12 protein-coding genes are annotated in these 19,494 nt (G+C 41.8%); 4 read left to right on the top strand and 8 right to left on the bottom strand.

Annotation, left to right across the window (positions count from 1 at the left end; all coding sequences use genetic code 11):
- The first annotated feature begins 25 nt into the window (after nt 1-25).
- Nucleotides 26-1,264 (top strand): beta-ketoacyl-ACP synthase II, encoded by a 1,239-nt coding sequence (fabF, locus tag B4Z90_RS04925; protein ID WP_286801519.1) that lies wholly within the window; start codon nt 26-28, stop codon nt 1,262-1,264.
- 672 nt (nt 1,265-1,936) lie between these two features.
- On the opposite strand, the gene B4Z90_RS04920 is transcribed toward fabF, so the two are convergent.
- Nucleotides 1,937-2,821: an AraC family transcriptional regulator gene (locus B4Z90_RS04920; RefSeq protein WP_286801518.1), complete on the bottom strand. Its 885-nt coding sequence runs from the start codon at nt 2,819-2,821 to the stop codon at nt 1,937-1,939.
- Nucleotides 2,822-3,274: 453 nt separating this feature from the next.
- On the opposite strand from B4Z90_RS04920, the gene B4Z90_RS04915 reads away from it, so the two are divergent.
- The 3 genes from B4Z90_RS04915 to B4Z90_RS04905 all read left to right on the top strand — a co-directional run bounded on the left by B4Z90_RS04915 (nt 3,275) and on the right by B4Z90_RS04905 (nt 8,608).
- A complete protein-coding gene (locus B4Z90_RS04915; protein WP_286801516.1) occupies nt 3,275-4,663 on the top strand; it encodes an aminopeptidase P family protein in 1,389 nt (462 codons plus the stop codon).
- Nucleotides 4,664-4,737: 74 nt separating this feature from the next.
- The gene (locus B4Z90_RS04910; protein ID WP_286769792.1) at nt 4,738-6,912 is read left to right on the top strand and encodes a S9 family peptidase; all 2,175 of its coding nucleotides are present in this window, start codon (nt 4,738-4,740) and stop codon (nt 6,910-6,912) included.
- A gap of 22 nt (nt 6,913-6,934) precedes the next feature.
- The gene (locus tag B4Z90_RS04905) at nt 6,935-8,608 is read left to right on the top strand and encodes a M1 family metallopeptidase (protein ID WP_286769793.1); all 1,674 of its coding nucleotides are present in this window, start codon (nt 6,935-6,937) and stop codon (nt 8,606-8,608) included.
- A gap of 261 nt (nt 8,609-8,869) precedes the next feature.
- Here the strand turns inward: B4Z90_RS04905 and B4Z90_RS04900 are convergent, their stop codons facing one another.
- From B4Z90_RS04900 to B4Z90_RS04870, 7 genes are all read right to left on the bottom strand, one after another.
- Complete coding sequence (locus B4Z90_RS04900) at nt 8,870-11,101, bottom strand: S9 family peptidase (protein ID WP_286769794.1); 2,232 nt, start codon at nt 11,099-11,101, stop codon at nt 8,870-8,872.
- Complete coding sequence (locus tag B4Z90_RS04895; protein WP_286769795.1) at nt 11,088-12,512, bottom strand: APC family permease; 1,425 nt, start codon at nt 12,510-12,512, stop codon at nt 11,088-11,090. Before B4Z90_RS04895 ends, B4Z90_RS04900 begins: the two co-directional genes overlap by 14 nt.
- A 6-nt stretch (nt 12,513-12,518) precedes the next feature.
- A complete protein-coding gene (locus B4Z90_RS04890) occupies nt 12,519-14,291 on the bottom strand; it encodes a DUF885 family protein (protein ID WP_286801515.1) in 1,773 nt (590 codons plus the stop codon).
- A 28-nt stretch (nt 14,292-14,319) separates the two neighbouring features.
- Nucleotides 14,320-15,585 carry an NAD(P)/FAD-dependent oxidoreductase gene (locus tag B4Z90_RS04885; protein WP_286801514.1) on the bottom strand — a complete coding sequence of 422 codons (1,266 nt, stop codon included), beginning with the start codon at nt 15,583-15,585 and terminating at the stop codon, nt 14,320-14,322.
- Between the two features lie 23 nt (nt 15,586-15,608).
- Nucleotides 15,609-16,607, bottom strand: a complete 999-nt coding sequence (locus B4Z90_RS04880) for a 4-hydroxyproline epimerase (RefSeq protein ID WP_046675727.1) — start codon at nt 16,605-16,607, stop codon at nt 15,609-15,611.
- A 38-nt stretch (nt 16,608-16,645) separates the two neighbouring features.
- Nucleotides 16,646-18,103: an aldehyde dehydrogenase (NADP(+)) gene (locus B4Z90_RS04875; RefSeq protein WP_286769798.1), complete on the bottom strand. Its 1,458-nt coding sequence runs from the start codon at nt 18,101-18,103 to the stop codon at nt 16,646-16,648.
- Nucleotides 18,104-18,272: 169 nt separating this feature from the next.
- Nucleotides 18,273-19,172 carry a dihydrodipicolinate synthase family protein gene (locus B4Z90_RS04870; RefSeq protein WP_286769799.1) on the bottom strand — a complete coding sequence of 300 codons (900 nt, stop codon included), beginning with the start codon at nt 19,170-19,172 and terminating at the stop codon, nt 18,273-18,275.
- Nucleotides 19,173-19,494: the final 322 nt, after the last annotated feature.

Here is a 19,494-nt window from a genome sequence, read left to right as displayed (position 1 = left end):
AATAGATTTATATCAAAAAAAAGAGATGAAAAGAGTAGTAATAACTGGCATGGGAACGATTAACCCGCTGGGAGAAAATATAGACATATTTTGGGACAACATTTTACGGGGCGAGAACCACACAACGCTTATTAGCCGTTTTGATGCCTCGTTGTTTCGAACACAGATTGCAAGTGAAATTAAGCATTTTCAACCCGAAAAATACTTAGATAGAAATGAGATTAAACGAAGTGATCTCTTTACGCAATATGCTTTGTACAGTGCAGCGCAGGCGGTGGAAGATTCGGGACTAGATCTCGATACCATGGATCCATTTGATATCGGTGTAATCTGGGGTGTTGGTCAGGGTGGAATGGAAACTTTCGAAAACGAAGTTGAGGCTTACGTAACGGGAGATTATAAACCGAGATTCAGTCCTTTCTTTGTTCCTAGACTTATTGTGAATATGGCTTCAGGCATGATTTCAATGAAGTATGGCTTAAAAGGAATCAATTACACCACCGTATCAGCTTGTGCCACATCCAATACGGCCTTTATGGACGCTTTTAATTACATTAGGCTCGGCAAAGCCAAAGTCTTCATCAGCGGCGGTTCAGAAGCCCCCATCACCCCGGCTTCAGTTGGCGGCTTTTCTGCCATGAAAGCCATGTCGAGCCGACATGATAGTCCACAGACTGCAAGCAGGCCCTTTGACCGCGATCGTGACGGTTTTGTCATGGGAGAAGGTGCCGGAGCACTCATCTTAGAAGAATATGAACATGCCAAGAAAAGAGGCGCAAAAATTTACGCGGAGCTTGTTGGAGCTTCAATGACCGCCGATGCTTACCATATGACCTCGCCCCACCCTGAAGGGATAGCGGCAGCCAAAGCCATGTCATTAGCTTTGGACGAAGCAAAAATCAATGCGAGCCAGCTTGACTATTTAAATCTCCACGCGACTTCAACGCCTGTTGGTGATATTGCCGAACTTAAAGCCGTGCAACGGGCTTTTGGCAACTCAGGCAATCTTTGGGTCAGTTCTACCAAATCAATGACAGGCCACTTACTAGGAGCTGCCGGCGCTATCGAAGCAATCATTGCCATAAAATCCATCAACAATAATGTAATTCCTGCAACAATTAATATCGAAAATATCGATCCCGATATTCCCAAAGGAATTCATATTGTCGTCAATCAGCCCCTGGAAAAAACAGTTCAGACCGCAATGAGCAATGCCTTTGGCTTTGGAGGACACAATTCGAGTATCGTCTTCAAAAAGATTTAATTTTTTTTGAAATAAATCTTGACAAAGTGTAATAAACACACTATCTTTGTAGCATCATAATTTAGGTTTATAATTGGTTATTTAAGGTTTTCATTCTCCCCGTTTGAAAACCTTTTTTTTTCGCCTATTTTTTTCATCAATTGCACGTATAGATCTGCTTTTATGAATCGTTATTCCTGTTTGAAGGTCTTTAAGTTTATTTCCAGGAGTCGAATGGGTATAGAATTAGCATCACATCTGCATATCAACTTATAGCTAATCACAATTTTCAATCAATTTTTAGACAGTGATTCGTCACTCGTTCAGTTTTCACTGAGTCATCACTGAGTCATCACTGAGTCATCACTGAACGAGCACTGAACAAACACTGAACGAGCACTGAACAAGCACTGTCTAAAACTATAATATAATTCCTACTTGATCCACAGTTGATTCGAAAAAAATTAAGACGAAAAAAGATAAGAGAGGACATTCTAACTGTCTTACACGTACATTGGAATTTAAAATGTGGTAAAATAGCAATTAAAGGATGCTATTTAAGGGCTATAAAAAACAGCGAGACAACGGAAGTTGCCTCGCTGCAAACCTGTTCTTTCATTTTACGAGTTTTAAATCGATAGTTGCCTTGTTGTACTTTAGCGGCAAGCCTAATCTTGATTTCGGTACTGTATTCTAAATCACAGAGTAAAGCGTTTGTTTATATTGCTGCACATATTCTTTCGGATTGCAGCCTACGATTTGTTTAAAAACCCGATTAAAATTGGTTATGCTATTAAATCCGCAGTTATAGGCAATAAATGAAACACTGTCTAAGTGATCTTCATTTAACTGGTTACATACTTCCTTGACTCTTATTCTATTGAGATAGGTAACAAAAGTTACACCACAATGCTTTTTAAAATATCGACAAAATGCCTGTGGAGTAAGATTTGCATGGTCAGCAACATCTTCCAGCGTAATTTCGTCTTTATAGTGCTCCTTAATATAATTGCAGATGATATTAATGCGATTTGATCCGTGCATCGTATCAAAGGCAACTTCCACCCGTTCGTTACAAAGTGCTTCCGCCTCCCGTGAAATATTTGCCAATGCTCTTAATAAATAGAAAAAGTGCATTAACTTATCCATTTGGTCCGCAGATTTTAATAAACAGACCCTTTCTGCTATTTGGGAAAAATATGAATTGGGAACCTTAAACCCTCTTGAGTTGTTATAAATAAACTGATTCAACGATTCAAATTCCTCCAGAGAAAAAAGCGATTTAAGCTTACCATTTGGATCAAAAAAAATGGAAACAGAGCGCGACTCATTTGAAAACCCGTCCTGAGAAGCGGACTTAAATACGTGTGGTTGATTCGCGCCCAAAAAGAAAATATCATTTTCTTTAAAGGGATGTAAGGTATCTTCCACAATCAAAACTCCCTTACCTTTTTTTATCCACATTAATTGAGCTTCTTGATGTCGATGGAAATGAGGATAAAAAGTTTCCAATATATCTTCTTGAATTGTTAGACTCTGTCCTCGCATGGTCGGCACATTAAATTGGAGCGTTTTCATATAGGTTTGTTTAGTTTTATGTTTACTGTTTAGTAACATAAATATAACAACTCCAAAGCAACAACACGACTTGGAAATAAAACATAAAAATACTATACTAAAATATGTTTAGTATTCGACAATATTTAATAATCCTCTAATAATACCACGCACAAAACAACGAATTGACAATAAAAACCCATTTATATTGGAAAAATGGGTTAAAATACAATTAGACTTTGATAAATTGTGATAATTATTATTCAATAGAAAGATTGAACTTTATTAAATTTCGTTTTTAGCACTTTTTAGTATAAAAAACGGAGAACATATCATTTGTAACAAGAACAAACACTACACATTAAAGAAAGACCTTTTAAATAAATCATTTTGAAGCGCATAAATTTTACGATATTCGTATTACACAATAGGCACCTAATTAGACAATCCAACTTCAAATAATTCCCAAAACTTATGTTCAAAAAAGAAGTATATCTTAATCGCCGAAATAATCTATTATCAAAGTTCACAACCGGCAAAATTCTTTTGCTAGGCAACATTGAAAATCCGATCAATTTTGAGCACAATACCTATCCATTTCGCCAAGACAGCAGCTTCTTATATTATATAGGTATCAAAAGTCCACGTTTGGCGGCTGTACTGGACACTGATAAAAACGAGACCATACTATTTGGTGATGAAATGACCATTGACGATATTGTTTGGATGGGTCAACAGCAGACCTTAGCTGAAAAGGCTGATCTTTCGGGTATCAGCAAAATCCTGCCTTTCAATCAACTCTTCGACTACCTTAACAAAGGAAAACAGGAAGATATTCACTACCTTCCTCCTTATCAGTCGCATAATAAATTATTGCTTGAGCAACTAACCGGCTTTCCTGCAAATCAGCTCCAGCCCTCTGTGGCTTTGATTAAAGCTGTCGTCGCACAACGGAGCATCAAATCGACAGAAGAAATTATTGAACTAGAGAAAGCCGTAGATATTGCCGTTGAGATGCACCGCATCGCTATACGCATGACAAAACCTGATTGTTATGAATATCAGATCAGTAATGCCATGCAACATTTTGCCCAAAATCAGGGAACGTCCTTCTCCTATCCGCCGATAGTTACAAAACGGGGTGAAATATTACACAATCATATGCAATTTCACCAACTTTATGCAGGTGACCTCCTGCTCAATGATTCGGGCGTCGAGACCGCTATGGGCTATGCTTCAGACTTGACCAGGACCTTTCCCGTAGGAAAACGCTTCACTGCGCTACAAGAGGAAATGTACCAAATCGTCTTACATGCGTTTAAGACGGCAGAACAGCTGCTGACCTCCGGAATCCACTTTAAAGAAATTCATCTAAAAGCTTGTGAAGCGCTTGTCGACGGACTTATACAAACAGGATTTATGAAAGGTAATGCGCAAGATGCCGTCGCGAATCATGCCCATGCGCTTTTCTTTCAGTGTGGACTCGGCCATATGCTCGGTCTTGATGTGCATGATATGGAGGATCTCGGTGAACAATATGTTGGATATACCGAAGCGGAACCGAAAGACACCCAAACTTTTGGCATTAAATCGCTGCGGCTAGGTAAGAAGCTGGAAGCGGGCAATGTGCTAACCATTGAACCCGGCATCTATATTATTCCGGAATTAACGCAGCTTTGGGAGCAACAAAATTTACACAAAGAATTTGTCAACTATGATTTCTTAAATAAACACCTCGATTTTGGTGGGGTTCGTATTGAAGACAATTACCTGATCGAGCAGAATGGTTACCGACGTCTCGGACAATACCTTGAACGTGAAATCCAGGAAATCTATCAGCTCAAAGACAACCCTATTGACTAAATAAACTCATGATAAAACCCTAAAAGTGTCGTTAATCCCATTTAAGGGACAGATACACGTAAACAGATAAACAAATGAACAGAATTAAACAGTTAGTCCTCCTTATTCTTCTACTGGTTTTTTATGCCCCAAATTTACTTGTTGCACAGCGATTGTGGACAGATCAGGGTGACCAGTATTATGAATTTTCCGACAAGGGAATAGAAACGGTAAATCCGATAAATGGAATGCGAACAGTCTTCCTTTCGCAACAATTACTTATTCCGAAAGGCGCAACGGCAGCCTTAAAAGTCGAAAATTTTTCCATCTCCAAAAATAAGGAGCTTATTTTGATCTATACCAATAGCAAAAGAGTATGGCGAGAGAATACGCGCGGTGACTATTGGGTTTACAACAAGAAGACCAATCAATTGCAACAGCTGGGCAAGAAATTCCCGGCCTCACAACTGATGTTTGCGAAGTTCAATCCGCAAGCGGATAAAGTAGCATACGTGAACAAAGCTGACCATAATATCTACCTAGAGGATCTCAACAATGGTAGCATCGTTGCCGTTACCAACGATGGAACAGACCGTTTAATCAATGGCACATTCGACTGGGTGTATGAGGAAGAATTTGGCTGTAAAGATGGTTTCCGTTGGTCTCCAGATGGCACTTCCCTTGCTTATTGGAAACTTGACGCCCGCAACATCCGCAATTTTCTAATGATCAACAATACCGATAGCCTCTACTCCTACACCATTCCCGTAGAGTATCCTAAAGTTGGACAATCACCGAGTGCCTGCTCCATATGGACTTATGAACTTGCAAATAGCAAGAACACACAGATCAATATCCCGGGAGATCCCAACCAGCATTACATCCCACGTATGGAGTGGTGCCTTGATAGCAAACAACTTATTCTGGAGCAGCTCAATAGAAAACAGAATGAGAGCAAGATCTACACTATTGCACTCTCCGATAATAAAGCGCAGAACATACATCAGGAGCAAAGCGACTCGTGGATTGATATCAAAGCACGGTGGAACAACAATGATCCTTCCGGATGGGACTGGGTTCAAGGTGGAAAGGCCTTCATCTGGGTATCCGAAAAAGACGGTTGGCGAAAAATTTACCAGATCGATCTAGCGGGCAATGAAAAACTGATCATGAAAGCCGATTATGATATGATCAACCTTGATTTTTTCGATCCGAAAAATGAAACTATTTATTTTACAGCCTCTCCAAGCAATGCGACACAAAAATACCTCTATAGTGTGTCTACAAAAGGCGGCGTTCCAAAACGACTGACTCCAGCCTCCTATGAGGGAACCTGCGATTATGATATTTCAAAAGACGGTAAAATTGCCATCTTCAACTTTAGCAACCGGACAACATTACAGCACAATGCCGTTATTGAATTACCGACTCACAAAATACGCGTAGACTTTGAACTGAAACGTGAAAAGAAAGTCAGCGACGGCATTGCGGAGTTTTTTAAAGTTAAAACTACCGACGGTATTGAATTAGATGGTTGGATGGTAAAGCCCCTGGATTTTGATCCCAATAAAAAGTATCCTGTTGTCTTTATGGTCTACGGCGAACCCGCATCACAAACTGTCATAGACAATTTTGGAGCAGGTTACAACAGTCTCTATAAGGGAAATATGGCGCAGGACGGTTATATTTATATTTCGTTGGATAATCGCGGAACGCCTGCTCCTAAAGGCAGTTCTTGGCGAAAAAGCATCTACCGCAATATCGGAAAGCTCAATATTCGCGACCAGGCTCTAGCAACGCAAGAAATACTGAAATGGCCGTTTGTCGACAATTCACGCGTGGCCGTTTGGGGCTGGAGCGGTGGCGGATCAAGCACGCTTAATCTGCTTGGGCAATATCCGCAGATCTATAAAACCGGTATTGCCATTGCAGCGGTAGCCAATCAGTTACTTTACGACAATGTATATCAGGAACGCTATATGGGCCTCCCGCAAGAAAATCTGGCAGATTTTGAAAACGGCTCGCCACTGAAATATGCAAAAAATATCAAAGGCAACCTACTCTACATCCATGGAACCGGCGACGACAATGTGCACTATCAAAATGCAGAAGTCCTGATCAATGAGCTGATCAAAAATAACGTGCAGTTCCAGTTGATGTCTTATCCGAACCGCAGCCATTCCATTAGCGAGGGACAGGGCACACATGAGCATTTAAGGACATTATTTACAAACTATCTCAAATTACATTGCCCTCCGGGAGGAAGATAGACTGAATAATTTTTATCAAAAAATGAAAAGAATACTATTATATGCATTGGGTACCTGCGGTCTATTGAGCGCAGGTATACAGCAATCGGCAGCGCAGCTGATGAAAGAAAAAAATGAATTCACCAGAGCGGATTCACTGCGCGGATACCTAACACCACTACGCACCTGCTACGACATCCAATACTATCATCTGGATGTTAAGGTGGATATAGACAATAAATATATTTCAGGTTCAAACCTTTTCCGTTTCAAGGCCACGACTGATTTTAACCGCCTGCAATTTGATCTTTTTGCAAATCTTAAAGTCAATAAAGTCATTTATAAAGGGAAAGAACTTTCCTTTACCAGAGAACACAACGCTGTCTTTGTCGAATTTCCTACTGCGATCAGGAAAGGGACACAGGATGAATTTACCGTGTTTTATGAAGGTCATCCGACAGAGGCGGTTAAAGCTCCATGGGATGGTGGCTTTGACTGGAAAAAAGACAGCAAGGGCAAACCGTGGGTAGCAACCGCATGCCAGGGTATGGGCGCGAGTGTCTGGTGGCCAAACAAAGATCATCAATCCGATGAAGTGGACAGTATGCTCATTTCCATTGCCGTTCCCAAGGAGGTGATGAATGTGTCCAATGGCCGCCTGGTCAAAGTAGAAAAAATGAAGGATGGCTATACCAAGTACCATTGGAAAGTCTCCAATCCGATCAACAACTACAATGTCGCCATCAATATTGGCGATTATGTTCATTTTAAGGAAAAATATAAGGGTGAAAAAGGGCCTTTGGATGTTGATTACTATATCTTGCGCGAAAATGATACAGCAGAAAAGAAAGCCCATCTTCAAAAAAATGCCAATCAGACCTTAGAGGCTTTTGAACATTGGTTTGGTCCATATCCGTTCTATGAAGATGGCTATAAACTCGTTGAAACCTACCATACAGGCATGGAACACCAGAGTGCCATCGCTTATGGAAACCATTACCAAAATGGCTATCGCGGCGGCGATGCGTCGGGAACTGGCTGGGGACATAAATGGGATTTTATTGTGGTCCACGAATCTGGCCACGAATGGTTTGGCAACAATATTACCTCGGCCGATCTGGCCGATATGTGGATCCATGAAAGCTTCACGAATTATTCTGAAGGTTTATTTATCGACTATTTCTATGGCAAAGAAGCCAGCCAGGCTTACGCGCATGGTATCCGAACTGGAATCCAAAATGACAGCCCCATACAGGGTCCCTACCACGTCAATAAAGAAGGATCTGGCGATATGTATCCCAAAGGCGGTGTCATGCTCAACATGATCCGTACAATGATTGACAACGATGAAAAATGGCGAAATATTCTCCGGGGACTAAATAGCAGGTTTTATCATCAGCAAGTCGATTATACTGATATTGTCAACTACGTAAATCAGCAATCCGGTTTAGACCTGTTAAAAGTATTTGAACAGTATGTACAGCATACCGCCATTCCTACACTGGAAATCAAACAAGATCCTTCGGGGAGAGTCTTGGGCCGATGGATCAGTGAAGTCAAAGGCTTCCATATGCCTATACATATTGGGGTAAAAGGTCAAAAAAGAGAACTTATCCAGTTGGATCAACGTTTCAGACCGATTAAAATAGCCGGTTTAACGAAAGATAATATTGATATCGATACGTTCAACTATTATATCGGCGTATTGGTCGAATAAAACGGATTCAAGGTTACAGACATAAAATAAATGCAACGCCCCGGAAAGTAAGTCACTTTCTGGGGCATTGTATTTATTGAACCACTCTTATCGCTTCATAAGTATTCCCAATTGGCCCCTTCATGACTTCGCGAACACCAAAAGCAATGAAAGCAAACTGAAGGTTCCTTCTGTCCAATAAGATCAGGTACTTTCAGAAAAAATAGGCAATAAACCTACATTACTGGATCATTCATTATAGGATCATTAGCCTACTAACGATCAATACTGACTCCATACAGGCGGGTCTACGCCAAGTAGATGTCTAACAAAATAGTCCCTCCTTTTTCGTTCACCATAATCTCCCCCAGAAGAATGTCCCATCCCAGGAACCATAATAAAATCATGGTTCTTACGCGCTTTGATCAAGGCATCAACCAATTGGAAAGTGGATGAAGGATCCACATTATCATCCAGTTCTCCAACAATCAACAAAAGATTTCCTTCCAGCTTAGCGGCATTTTCAATATTGGAGCTGGCCGCATATTCAGGCCCTACAGGCCAGCCCATCCATTGCTCGTTCCACCATATTTTATCCATTCGGTTATCGTGGCAACCACAGGAGGAAACACCAACTTTGTAAAACTCCGGATGGAATAACAGCGCGCCCGTCGAGCTTTGACCGCCAGCCGACGTTCCATAGATCCCTACTCTACCGATATCCATGTATTTGTATTGTTTCGAAGCGGCCCGCATCCAGGCGATCCGATCGGGAAAGCCCGCATCTTTCAGATTTTTCCAACAGATATCATGAAAAGCCTTTGAACGATTTGACGTCCCCATTCCATCGATCTGCACCACGATAAAGCCCAATTCCGCCAATTCATACATCCCACTCGGGTTGCTGTAGAATGATTTGGGCACGAAAGAGCTATGCGGTCCCGCGTAAATATATTCGATGACAGGATAACTTTTTGCAGGATCAAAATTGGTCGGTCGAATAATAATACCCCAGATATCCGTTGCACCATCCCGTCCCTTGGCTTTAAAGACTTCTGGAGCACGCCAGCCTACCGCTTCGAGCAAGCTGCTGTTTGTTTTCTCCAGTTCCATGATAAGACGACCATGGTTGTCGCGCAATACTGAAATTGGCGGCTGATCAACTCGGGAATAGGTATCCACAAACAAGGAATAGTCTTTATTGAAAAAAGCTTGATGATTTGCATTTTCTTCCGTCAGCAGTTTTAAGCCCTTTCCATCTAAACCGATTGAATAATAATGGATCAAATAGGGATCTTCCTCTGCATTCATACCACTGCCTTCAAAAATGACCGTTCGTTTGTCAGCGTCGACATGTACAACTTTCCGAACCACCCAATTTCCCTTTGTGATTTGATTTTTCACTTTTCCGGTAGATCCATCATAAAGATACAGGTGGTTCCATCCGTCACGCTCAGAAGCCCACACAATTTCCTTTCCATCGGCTAGATCCTCCCGATATTTCTTACCGCTATAATCGATAAAGGTCTTATTTTGTTCTCGGATCAAATAACTGGACATACCGCTATTGGCATCCATTTGCATGACACCATAGACCTGATGCCCGCGTTTGTTATACTCGAAGGTAAATGCTCTACTGTCATCTCGCCAGGATAATTCCGAAAGATAAAATTGATTCGGTATAAGCTCCGCATCAAATACCCACAGTTTATCTTTTTCGAGATCATATAAAACGGGTAGTTTTTGCGCTAATTCGTCACCAGGTTTGACATAATCTCGTGTCTGAATCTTTGGCTGTAATTGATCTTTAGGGGAAGATTCAATAAGCGTCAGTTGTCTGATCTCTATTTTTTGTGTTTTTACTGTAGCCAATTTCCGGCTATCCGGTGCCCATTGAATATCATTGCTATAGTAGTTTGACGTATTACCATCAAACGTAATTTGTCGCGCCTGATTTAAGTTTCCCTTCTTTGCTAAGAAAACATTATTGTTGCGGATAAAAGCAACATGTATTTTATCTGGAGATTCAACTTCCCGATAGGTATTTCCTTGTTCACGCTGCCCCCAATATCGCGGATTGCGCTCTTTACTTCCACTTGCAGCGCCCTGGCTCAATTGCGCGGAACGGCGGTTCCAAATCCAAAAGTATCCCGCGATATCGAGCGAAACCTGATCCTGGTCCATCAATTTTATCTGATCATTGGAAATAACACGATTTTCGACTTTTCGTCCCAGCTTTTCATCCACCAAGGAAAATACCTTCGTCAGATCAAACAGCTGTTCTTTTGTTTTTGCCTGGGGATTGACCAAAATGTACTCTTTTCCCTGCGCCGTATTTCGATCATACCAAAACAGATCCCCCCGATCATTCCAATAAAACTGACCCGGCAGATTTTCGATTCTGTTGGTCAATTGTTTTTTTAAGTTTTGTGCACGTGTATAATCTACCAAAGTTCCTTGACCAAACAGAAACTGCGCAGACAACAACAAAACCACTGTACTAAGAAGCTTCATACTTTCTTCGCTTAGGATTAATTAAATAATAGATAGGGATACCCAAGAGTGCAATGATAATTCCTGGCCAGGTATAATTTGGCTTAAAAATAACCATCAAGCCGATAAAGGCTAGCCCCATCAGAATATAAAGAATGGGAAGAAAAGGATATCCAAATGCTTTATAGGGTCTGTTCAAATCTGGACGCGTGATACGGAGGCGAATAATACCTGCAATTGCAAGGACATAAAAGATCACGACCACACAGGTAATCATATCCAATAAGTCACCATATTTTCCGCTCAAACACCATATTGACGCAGCAAGACACTGTATCCAGAGGGCCCAGGCGGGTACCGCATGTGCATTCAGCTTGCCTGCCCTTTTAAAAAACAAACCATCTTTAGCCATGGAATAATACACCCTCGCACCGGCCAGGATAATTCCATTATTGCAACCGAAGGTACTAATCATGATCATAATGGCTATAATCGTGATCCCAAAAGGGCCGAATACTTCTTGTGCCACACTCATCGCTACCCGATCCTTTGGTGCGTTGACCATAGCTTCCAAAGGCAATATGCCCGTATACATTAAATTGGTCAACAGATAGATGACGGTGACCAGCAAAGTCCCTAATGCCAGACTCAATCCGATATTGCGTTGCGGATTCTTAATTTCGCCCGCTACAGCTGAGGATGAGTGCCAAGAATCGCTACTGAAGAGGGCTCCGACCATAGCCGCAGAAAAAGCACCCATTGCTGAAAACCCATCATAAGATGTGTAGGTTCCATCCACATTTAAGCGGCGCATGGACCAAAGCGAAATATTGTCCCAGTTCAAAGCCCAAACTTCATGTTTCAAAGCCAGGAAGCCAAAGAGCAACAAAAGCAACAGGCTCCCAATTTTGATCAATGTAATGGATGTCTGCACACGCTTTCCGCTATTTACACCCCTTGAATTAATGTAGGTTAATACCATAATGACCGCAATGGCCAGCACCTGTGCTGCCGAGACGCGGTAATCTGACCATTCAAGCAGATAGACATCTTCGTCCATAAAGGGGAAAAGGTAGGCAGTGAATTTAGCAAACGCAACGCCGACGGCGGCGATTGTCGCGGTTTGTATCACAGCAAAAAATGTCCAGCCAAATACAAAACTCAATACGGGACCATAAGCCTCCCGAAGATAAATATATTGGCCACCGGCCTTGGGAAACATCGCGCTGAGTTCACCATAACTCAATGCTGCTGTTAAAGTCATAAATCCACAGATTAGCCAGACAACCATCATCCAACCCGCAGAACCGGTATTGCGTGCGATATCTGCAGAAACGATGAAAATTCCAGAACCAATCATACTTCCAACAACAAGCATCGTTGCATCGAGCAATCCCAGCGACTTTTGAAAAGTTTGTTTTGACTCACTCATAAACACCTAGTTGTTAAAATGATAGAATTTCCAATTTGTCTCATGGTCTGGTTTTAATTGCTCGCCTTTGATAATCGCTCTTAGCATTTCCATGGGCAGGTAATTTTCTTTAATCACACGATCATGAAAATCAGCAAATGACATTTTACCCTGATCAACCACCTCCTCTTTGATCCGCATCAGTTGTAATCCGCCGACCAGATAAGCCAACTGGTATAAGGGATCATATGAACCTTCAAAAGACCTCTTTACTTCACCATGGGCATTAGCAGACTCAAATCCCACCCTGTTTACCAAGTAATCTATGCATTGCTGCGGCGTCCATTCACCCAAATGAAATTTAATACTAAAGGTTATTCGCGCACAGCGGTGCATACGCCAAAATAACATTCCTATACGCTCTTCGGGAGTTTTGGCAAATCCTTTACTATACAATAATAATTCCCAATAAAGTGTCCATCCTTCTGTCCAAAAGGGTGTATTAAACGCTTCCTCGCGATAAGGCTTGTAGCGCCTATTCATAAAATATTGCAAATGATGACCGGGGATCAATTCATGCTGCACAGTACCGCGGGAGAAATAAGGATTATTACCACGCATACTCATCAATTTTGCCTGTTGATCCATCGTGTTGGTTGGATATGATATACTAATTTCCCGACCACCCGTAAAAAAAGGGTTGACACGCTGACGTTCTGGGGTCATCATGATCATTCCCCAAGTTTCATCTGCCAGTTCAGGAATATCCATGAGTTTATTTTTTTGAATAAACTGCTGTGCATCGTTATACAATTTCAGGATGAGTTCCGGCTGTTTCCCAATGGGAACGTAGGAGTTTTTAACCTGCTCCTGTGCTGCCCGCCAGTCGTCTCCAAACCCCATTTCACGACTCGCTTTCAATAACTCTGCTTCACACCATTTAAACTCTTGATCAGCCAATTTTAGCAGATCGGCAGCTGTATAACTGATCATTTCAGCTTTGAGTCTTCGGTTTATTTCTTTTTCGCCAATCGGCACACCCGCAATCTGGCTACCATCATCAAAAACTTTCCGGTCGCTTTTTGCGGCTAATTTCTCCTTATAATCCGACAATTTACTTTTCACCTGTTGAAATATGGCGGGTACCCACCAGGTAAATTCAGGGTCGTATCCATTATAGAAATCGAAGGTGCTTGTTATCCTTAAATCCAAAGAATTTAATAGGCCAACCAAAAAGTTCACATCTGCATCAGGAATATTGGTCTTTTCTTGCAAAGCGGTTATCGATCGATCGATTTCATCGACAACCCGCGTCAGCTCTTTCGCGACATCTTCTCCGGCCAAACGCTTTCCTCTACGACGTTCCTTTTCGAGTTTAAATATTCGTTGTGCAAAAGGTAAATACAGGGATAACCTGTTGTAATTCGACTCATCTTCTTTCAATGAAAGGAGATCACTTTTTAGTTTGCGCTTCAGTAAGATAAAATCCACCTGCCCAGATGTTTCAAGTTCTTCATAGGGAAATTTGTCCAATTTGTTCAAATATTCGTTATCCAAACGTTGAAGACGTGCCAGCTGTTCGGGTGAAGCCGCAGCCCGTTGATTGCCCCAGCCTTTGGGCATTGGACCATAGAAATAGTTGATCGCCTCAACATCATGCCCATATTGCACGATATAAGGTTCTATGGGGGTGGTATGCTCGTATAATTTCATCTTTTGTGCATGTGTGGATACCGGGAATAGAAAGAGTAGTCCATAAAACAGTGTTTTGGGAGCTTTAAAAGAAAAAGAACGATTCATAATTCAGGTATTGGTTTATATCATAATTTTATCGATCAAAACGATCGGGCCTAAACCCATCAATATCAGCCTGTATTTTTTGTCCGGCCAATAAATCTGCAATGATTTTCCCGTATGCTGGACCTAAACTCAAGCCCATCATCCCACCTCCACCGGCAACCAGGACATTGTCAAATTTTTCCAATCGTCCCAAATAAGGCAATCCATCGGGCGAGCAGGGCCTATAACCATACCATATTTTTTCCTTTGGATAATCGACTTGTAGCTCCGGGTAATATTTGGGAATAGACTCTACTATGCCACGAACACGATTTTCATAAATTTTATCATTTGCAGGTCCCAATTCCATCGTACCACTGAATCTGATCTGGCCATTCATGGGGGTTACAGCAACACGAGCTTCCAGTAATAATGCCGCATGATTCAAGCTCTGCTCACCCTGGGGCTGATACATAAAAGAATATCCCTTTCCGGGCATAAGTGGTGTATTTACCTGCAACTTCGACGTCAACTGGGGCAAATAAGCACCACCGGTTAACACAAAAGCATCAGCCTGAAAACTTCCTTTATTGCTGACTGCCTCTTTAATCTTATTTCCGGCCGTCATAAATTTATAGACTTCAGTATCTTCGAAAAAAGCAACACCTGCAGCTTTCAGGTATTGAATCAATTGCTGCATTAACTTGGGTGGATATAGTTTTCCATCGCAGCGATAAAGTATAGCACCCAATACATCTAGCTTCAGATTAGGTTCCAGTTCTTGAACGGTATTTCCTTCGAGGATATCGACATCGAGTCCGAGGTCCTGTGCACGATGCGCCAGCTCAATCTCCTCATGTTGCATTTCTTTCGATTTATACATCATCAGGATACCATTCTGCTTCAGTTCAAAATCAAAATTATCTTCTTGGGCCAGTTCGTCATACAAGCGGCTGCTATAGAGATTCAGGTCACGTATGGCGGAAGCATGTTGCTCCACATGCGCGCGGTTGGCATGTTTTAGGAATTTCAGACCCCAATTGATCAACCGCGGATTGAGCGAAGGCCGTACATAAAAGGGGCTTTTACTATTGAACATCCACTTTATTCCTTGCGCGACTATCCCGGGGGCTGCCAAGGGCGTAAAATGACTGGGGACGATCATGCCTGCATTGCCATAAGAACAATTATTGTCCAAAGTATTTTTTTCCAGGATTTTCACATCCCAACCATCTCTCACCAGGTAATAGGCCGAAGCAAGACCAGCAATTCCAGCACCTATTACAACAACTGTACCTCTATTATTTTCTTTCACGTTGCTCTTTTCTTATTAATGTATTAAATCACCTGAAAACCGCCAAAATAAGGATCTTCATCATCCAAAAAAATGGTATTATATCCTGTTATCCGTGCCCAGCCTTCGATGGACGGCACAATAGCAGGCTTACCATCCACGGTTGTTTCCGCTTCAATTTTGCCGGTAAATTGTGAACCAATATAACTTTCATGTATAAATTCCGTTCCTTTTTTAAGCTTCCCTTTCGCGTACCACTGCGCCATACGCGCCGAAGTACCTGTACCACAAGGAGAACGATCCAAGGCATTATCGCCAACCAGTACGGCGTTGCGTCCGGACGAGTTGGGAAGCGTTGGATTACCTGTCCATTGGATATGTGTCAACCCATGAATATTCGCATCTTCGGGATGAACAAAAGCATATTTTTCGTTGAGCAGTTGACGAATTATTTTCCCATAATGGATCAATTGGCTCGCAGAATAAGAACTGATATCGTCAAAATTAGCCTGGGGATCAATAATACCATAGAAATTGCCACCGTAGGCAACATCGACGCTGATAATTCCTAAATCTGGACAGTCTACCGTTAGCCCTTCAGCATATAAAAAAGACTTGACGTTAGTAAGCTTTACGCTTTTCACCTTAGGACCCTCTTGAACATAATCGATATGTACAAGTCCTGCCGGAGTTTCCAACCTTAATTTTCCGGGAATTTTAGGTTGAACGAGTCCCTCCTCGATGGCAATCGTTACGGTACCGATCGTTCCGTGTCCGCACATAGGCAGACAACCACTGGTCTCAATATAAAGAACGCCGATATCGTTTTGCGGATCAAATGGTGGATAAAGCATACTTCCACTCATCATGTCATGTCCCCTTGGTTCAAACATCAATCCTTTGCGAATCCAGTCGTACTCACGTATAAAATGCAATCTGCGCTCCATCATGGAATTACCCGCTAGCAATGGGGTTCCCCCTGCAACCAATCGTACGGGACAACCACAGGTATGCGAATCAATACAAAAAAAAGTCTTCTTCATTTCTGAGTCCTTGTTGTTTATATGGTCATTTATCTATATTATGCTTTCGTCCATTGTTGATTGACCAGACGATCAATTTGTAATGGGTTTCCGTCTTTTAGCTCTTTAGGTAAAAACTCATTCGGCCAATTCTGGAAGCTAAAAGGTCGGACGAACCGTTTTACCGCATCTGGCCCTACTGAAGTAAAACGAGCATCTGTGGTTGCTGGATAAGGTCCGCCATGCTGCATGGCATACTGAACCTCTACGCCTGTTGGCATACCTTGGAACAGCAGTCTTCCGCATTTGTCCTGAGCCATTGCAAAAAGAGCCGGGCATTCATGCATGTCCTGCGCCGTGGCAGCGAAAGTCAGGGTAATCTGCCCATCAAGCTGTTGCATGACAAGATTCATCTCATTTTGGTCGTTACAGGATACAATCAGCCCAAAAGGTCCAAAAACCTCTTCCAGCAAGTTGGGATTGTTTAAAACCTGACTGGCTTCAGTTTCGACAACTACAGCCCGGGCAAAATCATGTGGTGTATTACCTTCGCCTTCCCCCAATACGCTGATCCCTTCCGATTGAACCATTTCGCCTTTTAGGCGATTGTAGCTATCCAGAATACCCGCATGTAACATTTTCCCTGTAGCAGCAGATTTTAGTTCGCTCTTTAGGGCCAGTTTGAGCCGATCGAACGGTTCGCCCGCCAAGCCTACCAATACACCCGGATTAGTACAAAACTGCCCTACACCGAGGAGTAATGATCCAATATACTGCTTTGCAAATGCTTCCAGATGATTAGCGAGGTAGTCTTGCAAAATAAAAACAGGATTTACGCTTCCCATTTCAGCAAATACCGGAATAGGTTCAGGTCTCGACTGCCCTAAATCAAACAAGGCTTTTCCGCCACGAAATGAACCTGTGAATGCCACAGCCTTTACCTGTTTATGGCTAACCAACTGTTGCCCAACAGCAAATGAATCTGACAGCACATGATTAAAAACACCAGTCGGAACGCCCTGTTTTGAAACCGCACGATCAATGGCGTCAGCCATTAATTGGGAGGTTTTAAGATGCGCAGGATGAGCCTTTACGATGACTGAACAGCCGGCACCAATGGCACTTGCAGTATCTCCGCCAGCAGTTGAAAAGGCGAAAGGAAAATTACTCGCGCCAAAGACGACCACTGGACCAAGTCCTTTATTATATTTCCTTAAATCAAATTGGCCATTTGGATCCCGATCTATCCGAGCTTCACTGTATAAACCAGTACGAACGGCATCGGCATATCGACGCCATTGATTGACTGTTCTCGCCTTTTCACCCTGCAGTCTTCCCAAAGGTAGTGCCGTTTCCAGATGAGCCGTTTCAATCAATATTTCGCCCAATTCCTCAATTTCAGCGGCAATGGCATACATCAATTCCGCTCGTTCGATGACATCCGTTTGTTGAAGAAACTGAAATCCAGCCTCCGCCTGTTTTACGACGTAATCAATCTCATTTTCGTTTCTATCCATTCCTTTTGTTTTTATGGTAAATAGTATCTTCAAAAATCAATAAAAACCTTCCCTATATTTTCATTCCTTGCGGTTACTCAATATAATAAGAAGGTCCTTTTCGCGTATTTTTACTTGGTTCTAAAAAGAAAATTTCCTGAACTCTCATCCAGAGAGTTCAGAAGCATTCCTATAATTGTGGTCTCGTTGCGATTGAATCTGCAATAATTTTTTTCACACGTTGTTCTTCCTCACCGATCAACGGTAATCTTGGCGCGCGTGTATAAGGTGTTGAAATTCCTTCAGCTGTAGCGGCCAATTTAATGTATTGGACCAATTTAGGATGAATATCCAATTCCAACAAAGGCATAAACCAACGGTATATTTCTACCGCTTTTTTATATTCACCAGCTTTCACAAGATTATACATAACCACTGTTTCTCTTGGGAATGCGTCCACCAATCCAGCGACTAACCCATCAGCCCCTAACATTAAAGACTCGAGCCCCAAGGTATCTACACCGGCCATAATCTTTAATCGATCACCAAAACGATTTTTCAAACGCGTGATATTGGTTAAATCTCGTGTAGATTCTTTCACTGCCTGGATATTTGGTTCCAATAAGAGTTCCTCAAACATATCCAACGATACATAAGTACTATAGTCAACAGGGTTATTATAGATTAAAATTGGCAGTTTGGTACTTTGTGCAACAGCACGAAAATAAGCGACAGCTTCTCTATCATCGGCTCTATAGCGCATTGGTGGCAATAACATCAAACCATCGGCTCCCAATTCCTCACTGGTCTGCGCCACTTTGATCGCAGCAGCAGTTGTATTTTCTGCAATATTTAGCAATACGGGTACACGACCACCAACAAGTTTCAACGCATAGGTCAATAAATCATACTTTTCTTCTGTAGTCAAAACACTTGCTTCCCCCAATGATCCAGCGATAATCAAACCGTGAACACCTCCATCCAATTGTGCTTCAATGTTTTTACCAAACATATCAAAATCCAAATTTCCATTTTCATCAAATGGTGATAACATTGCAGGATATATTCCTTCCCATTTAAATTGTGCCATAGCGTATTATTTTAATATTTCTTTATCACAAATCTATCTGGAATAGTACGTTCAGTCTTCTTATGAATTAATCAACACTGACCTAATATTGACCTTTTCTCGTAAATACAACTCACGAGGATTCAAAAGAATGTTTTTTCTAATTTTAAATACAGCTTTATAACTTATCTCGGCAAAACTTCAACGAAGTGCTTTTTATGTTGAGGCTTAATTTAAGGAACTTAAATGTAAATTCAACATTTATAACAAGATTTACACAAAATAGCATGTAAACGATATATCGCTATTCGCTTCAACTTTGGATCGCTATTACGAAACGTAC

This window comes from Sphingobacterium sp. UBA5639, from assembly GCF_002421245.1.
GTDB lineage: Bacteria > Bacteroidota > Bacteroidia > Sphingobacteriales > Sphingobacteriaceae > Sphingobacterium > Sphingobacterium multivorum.
Note: the sequence above shows the minus strand (reverse complement) of the source record. Positions and strands in the feature narration are given on the sequence as shown.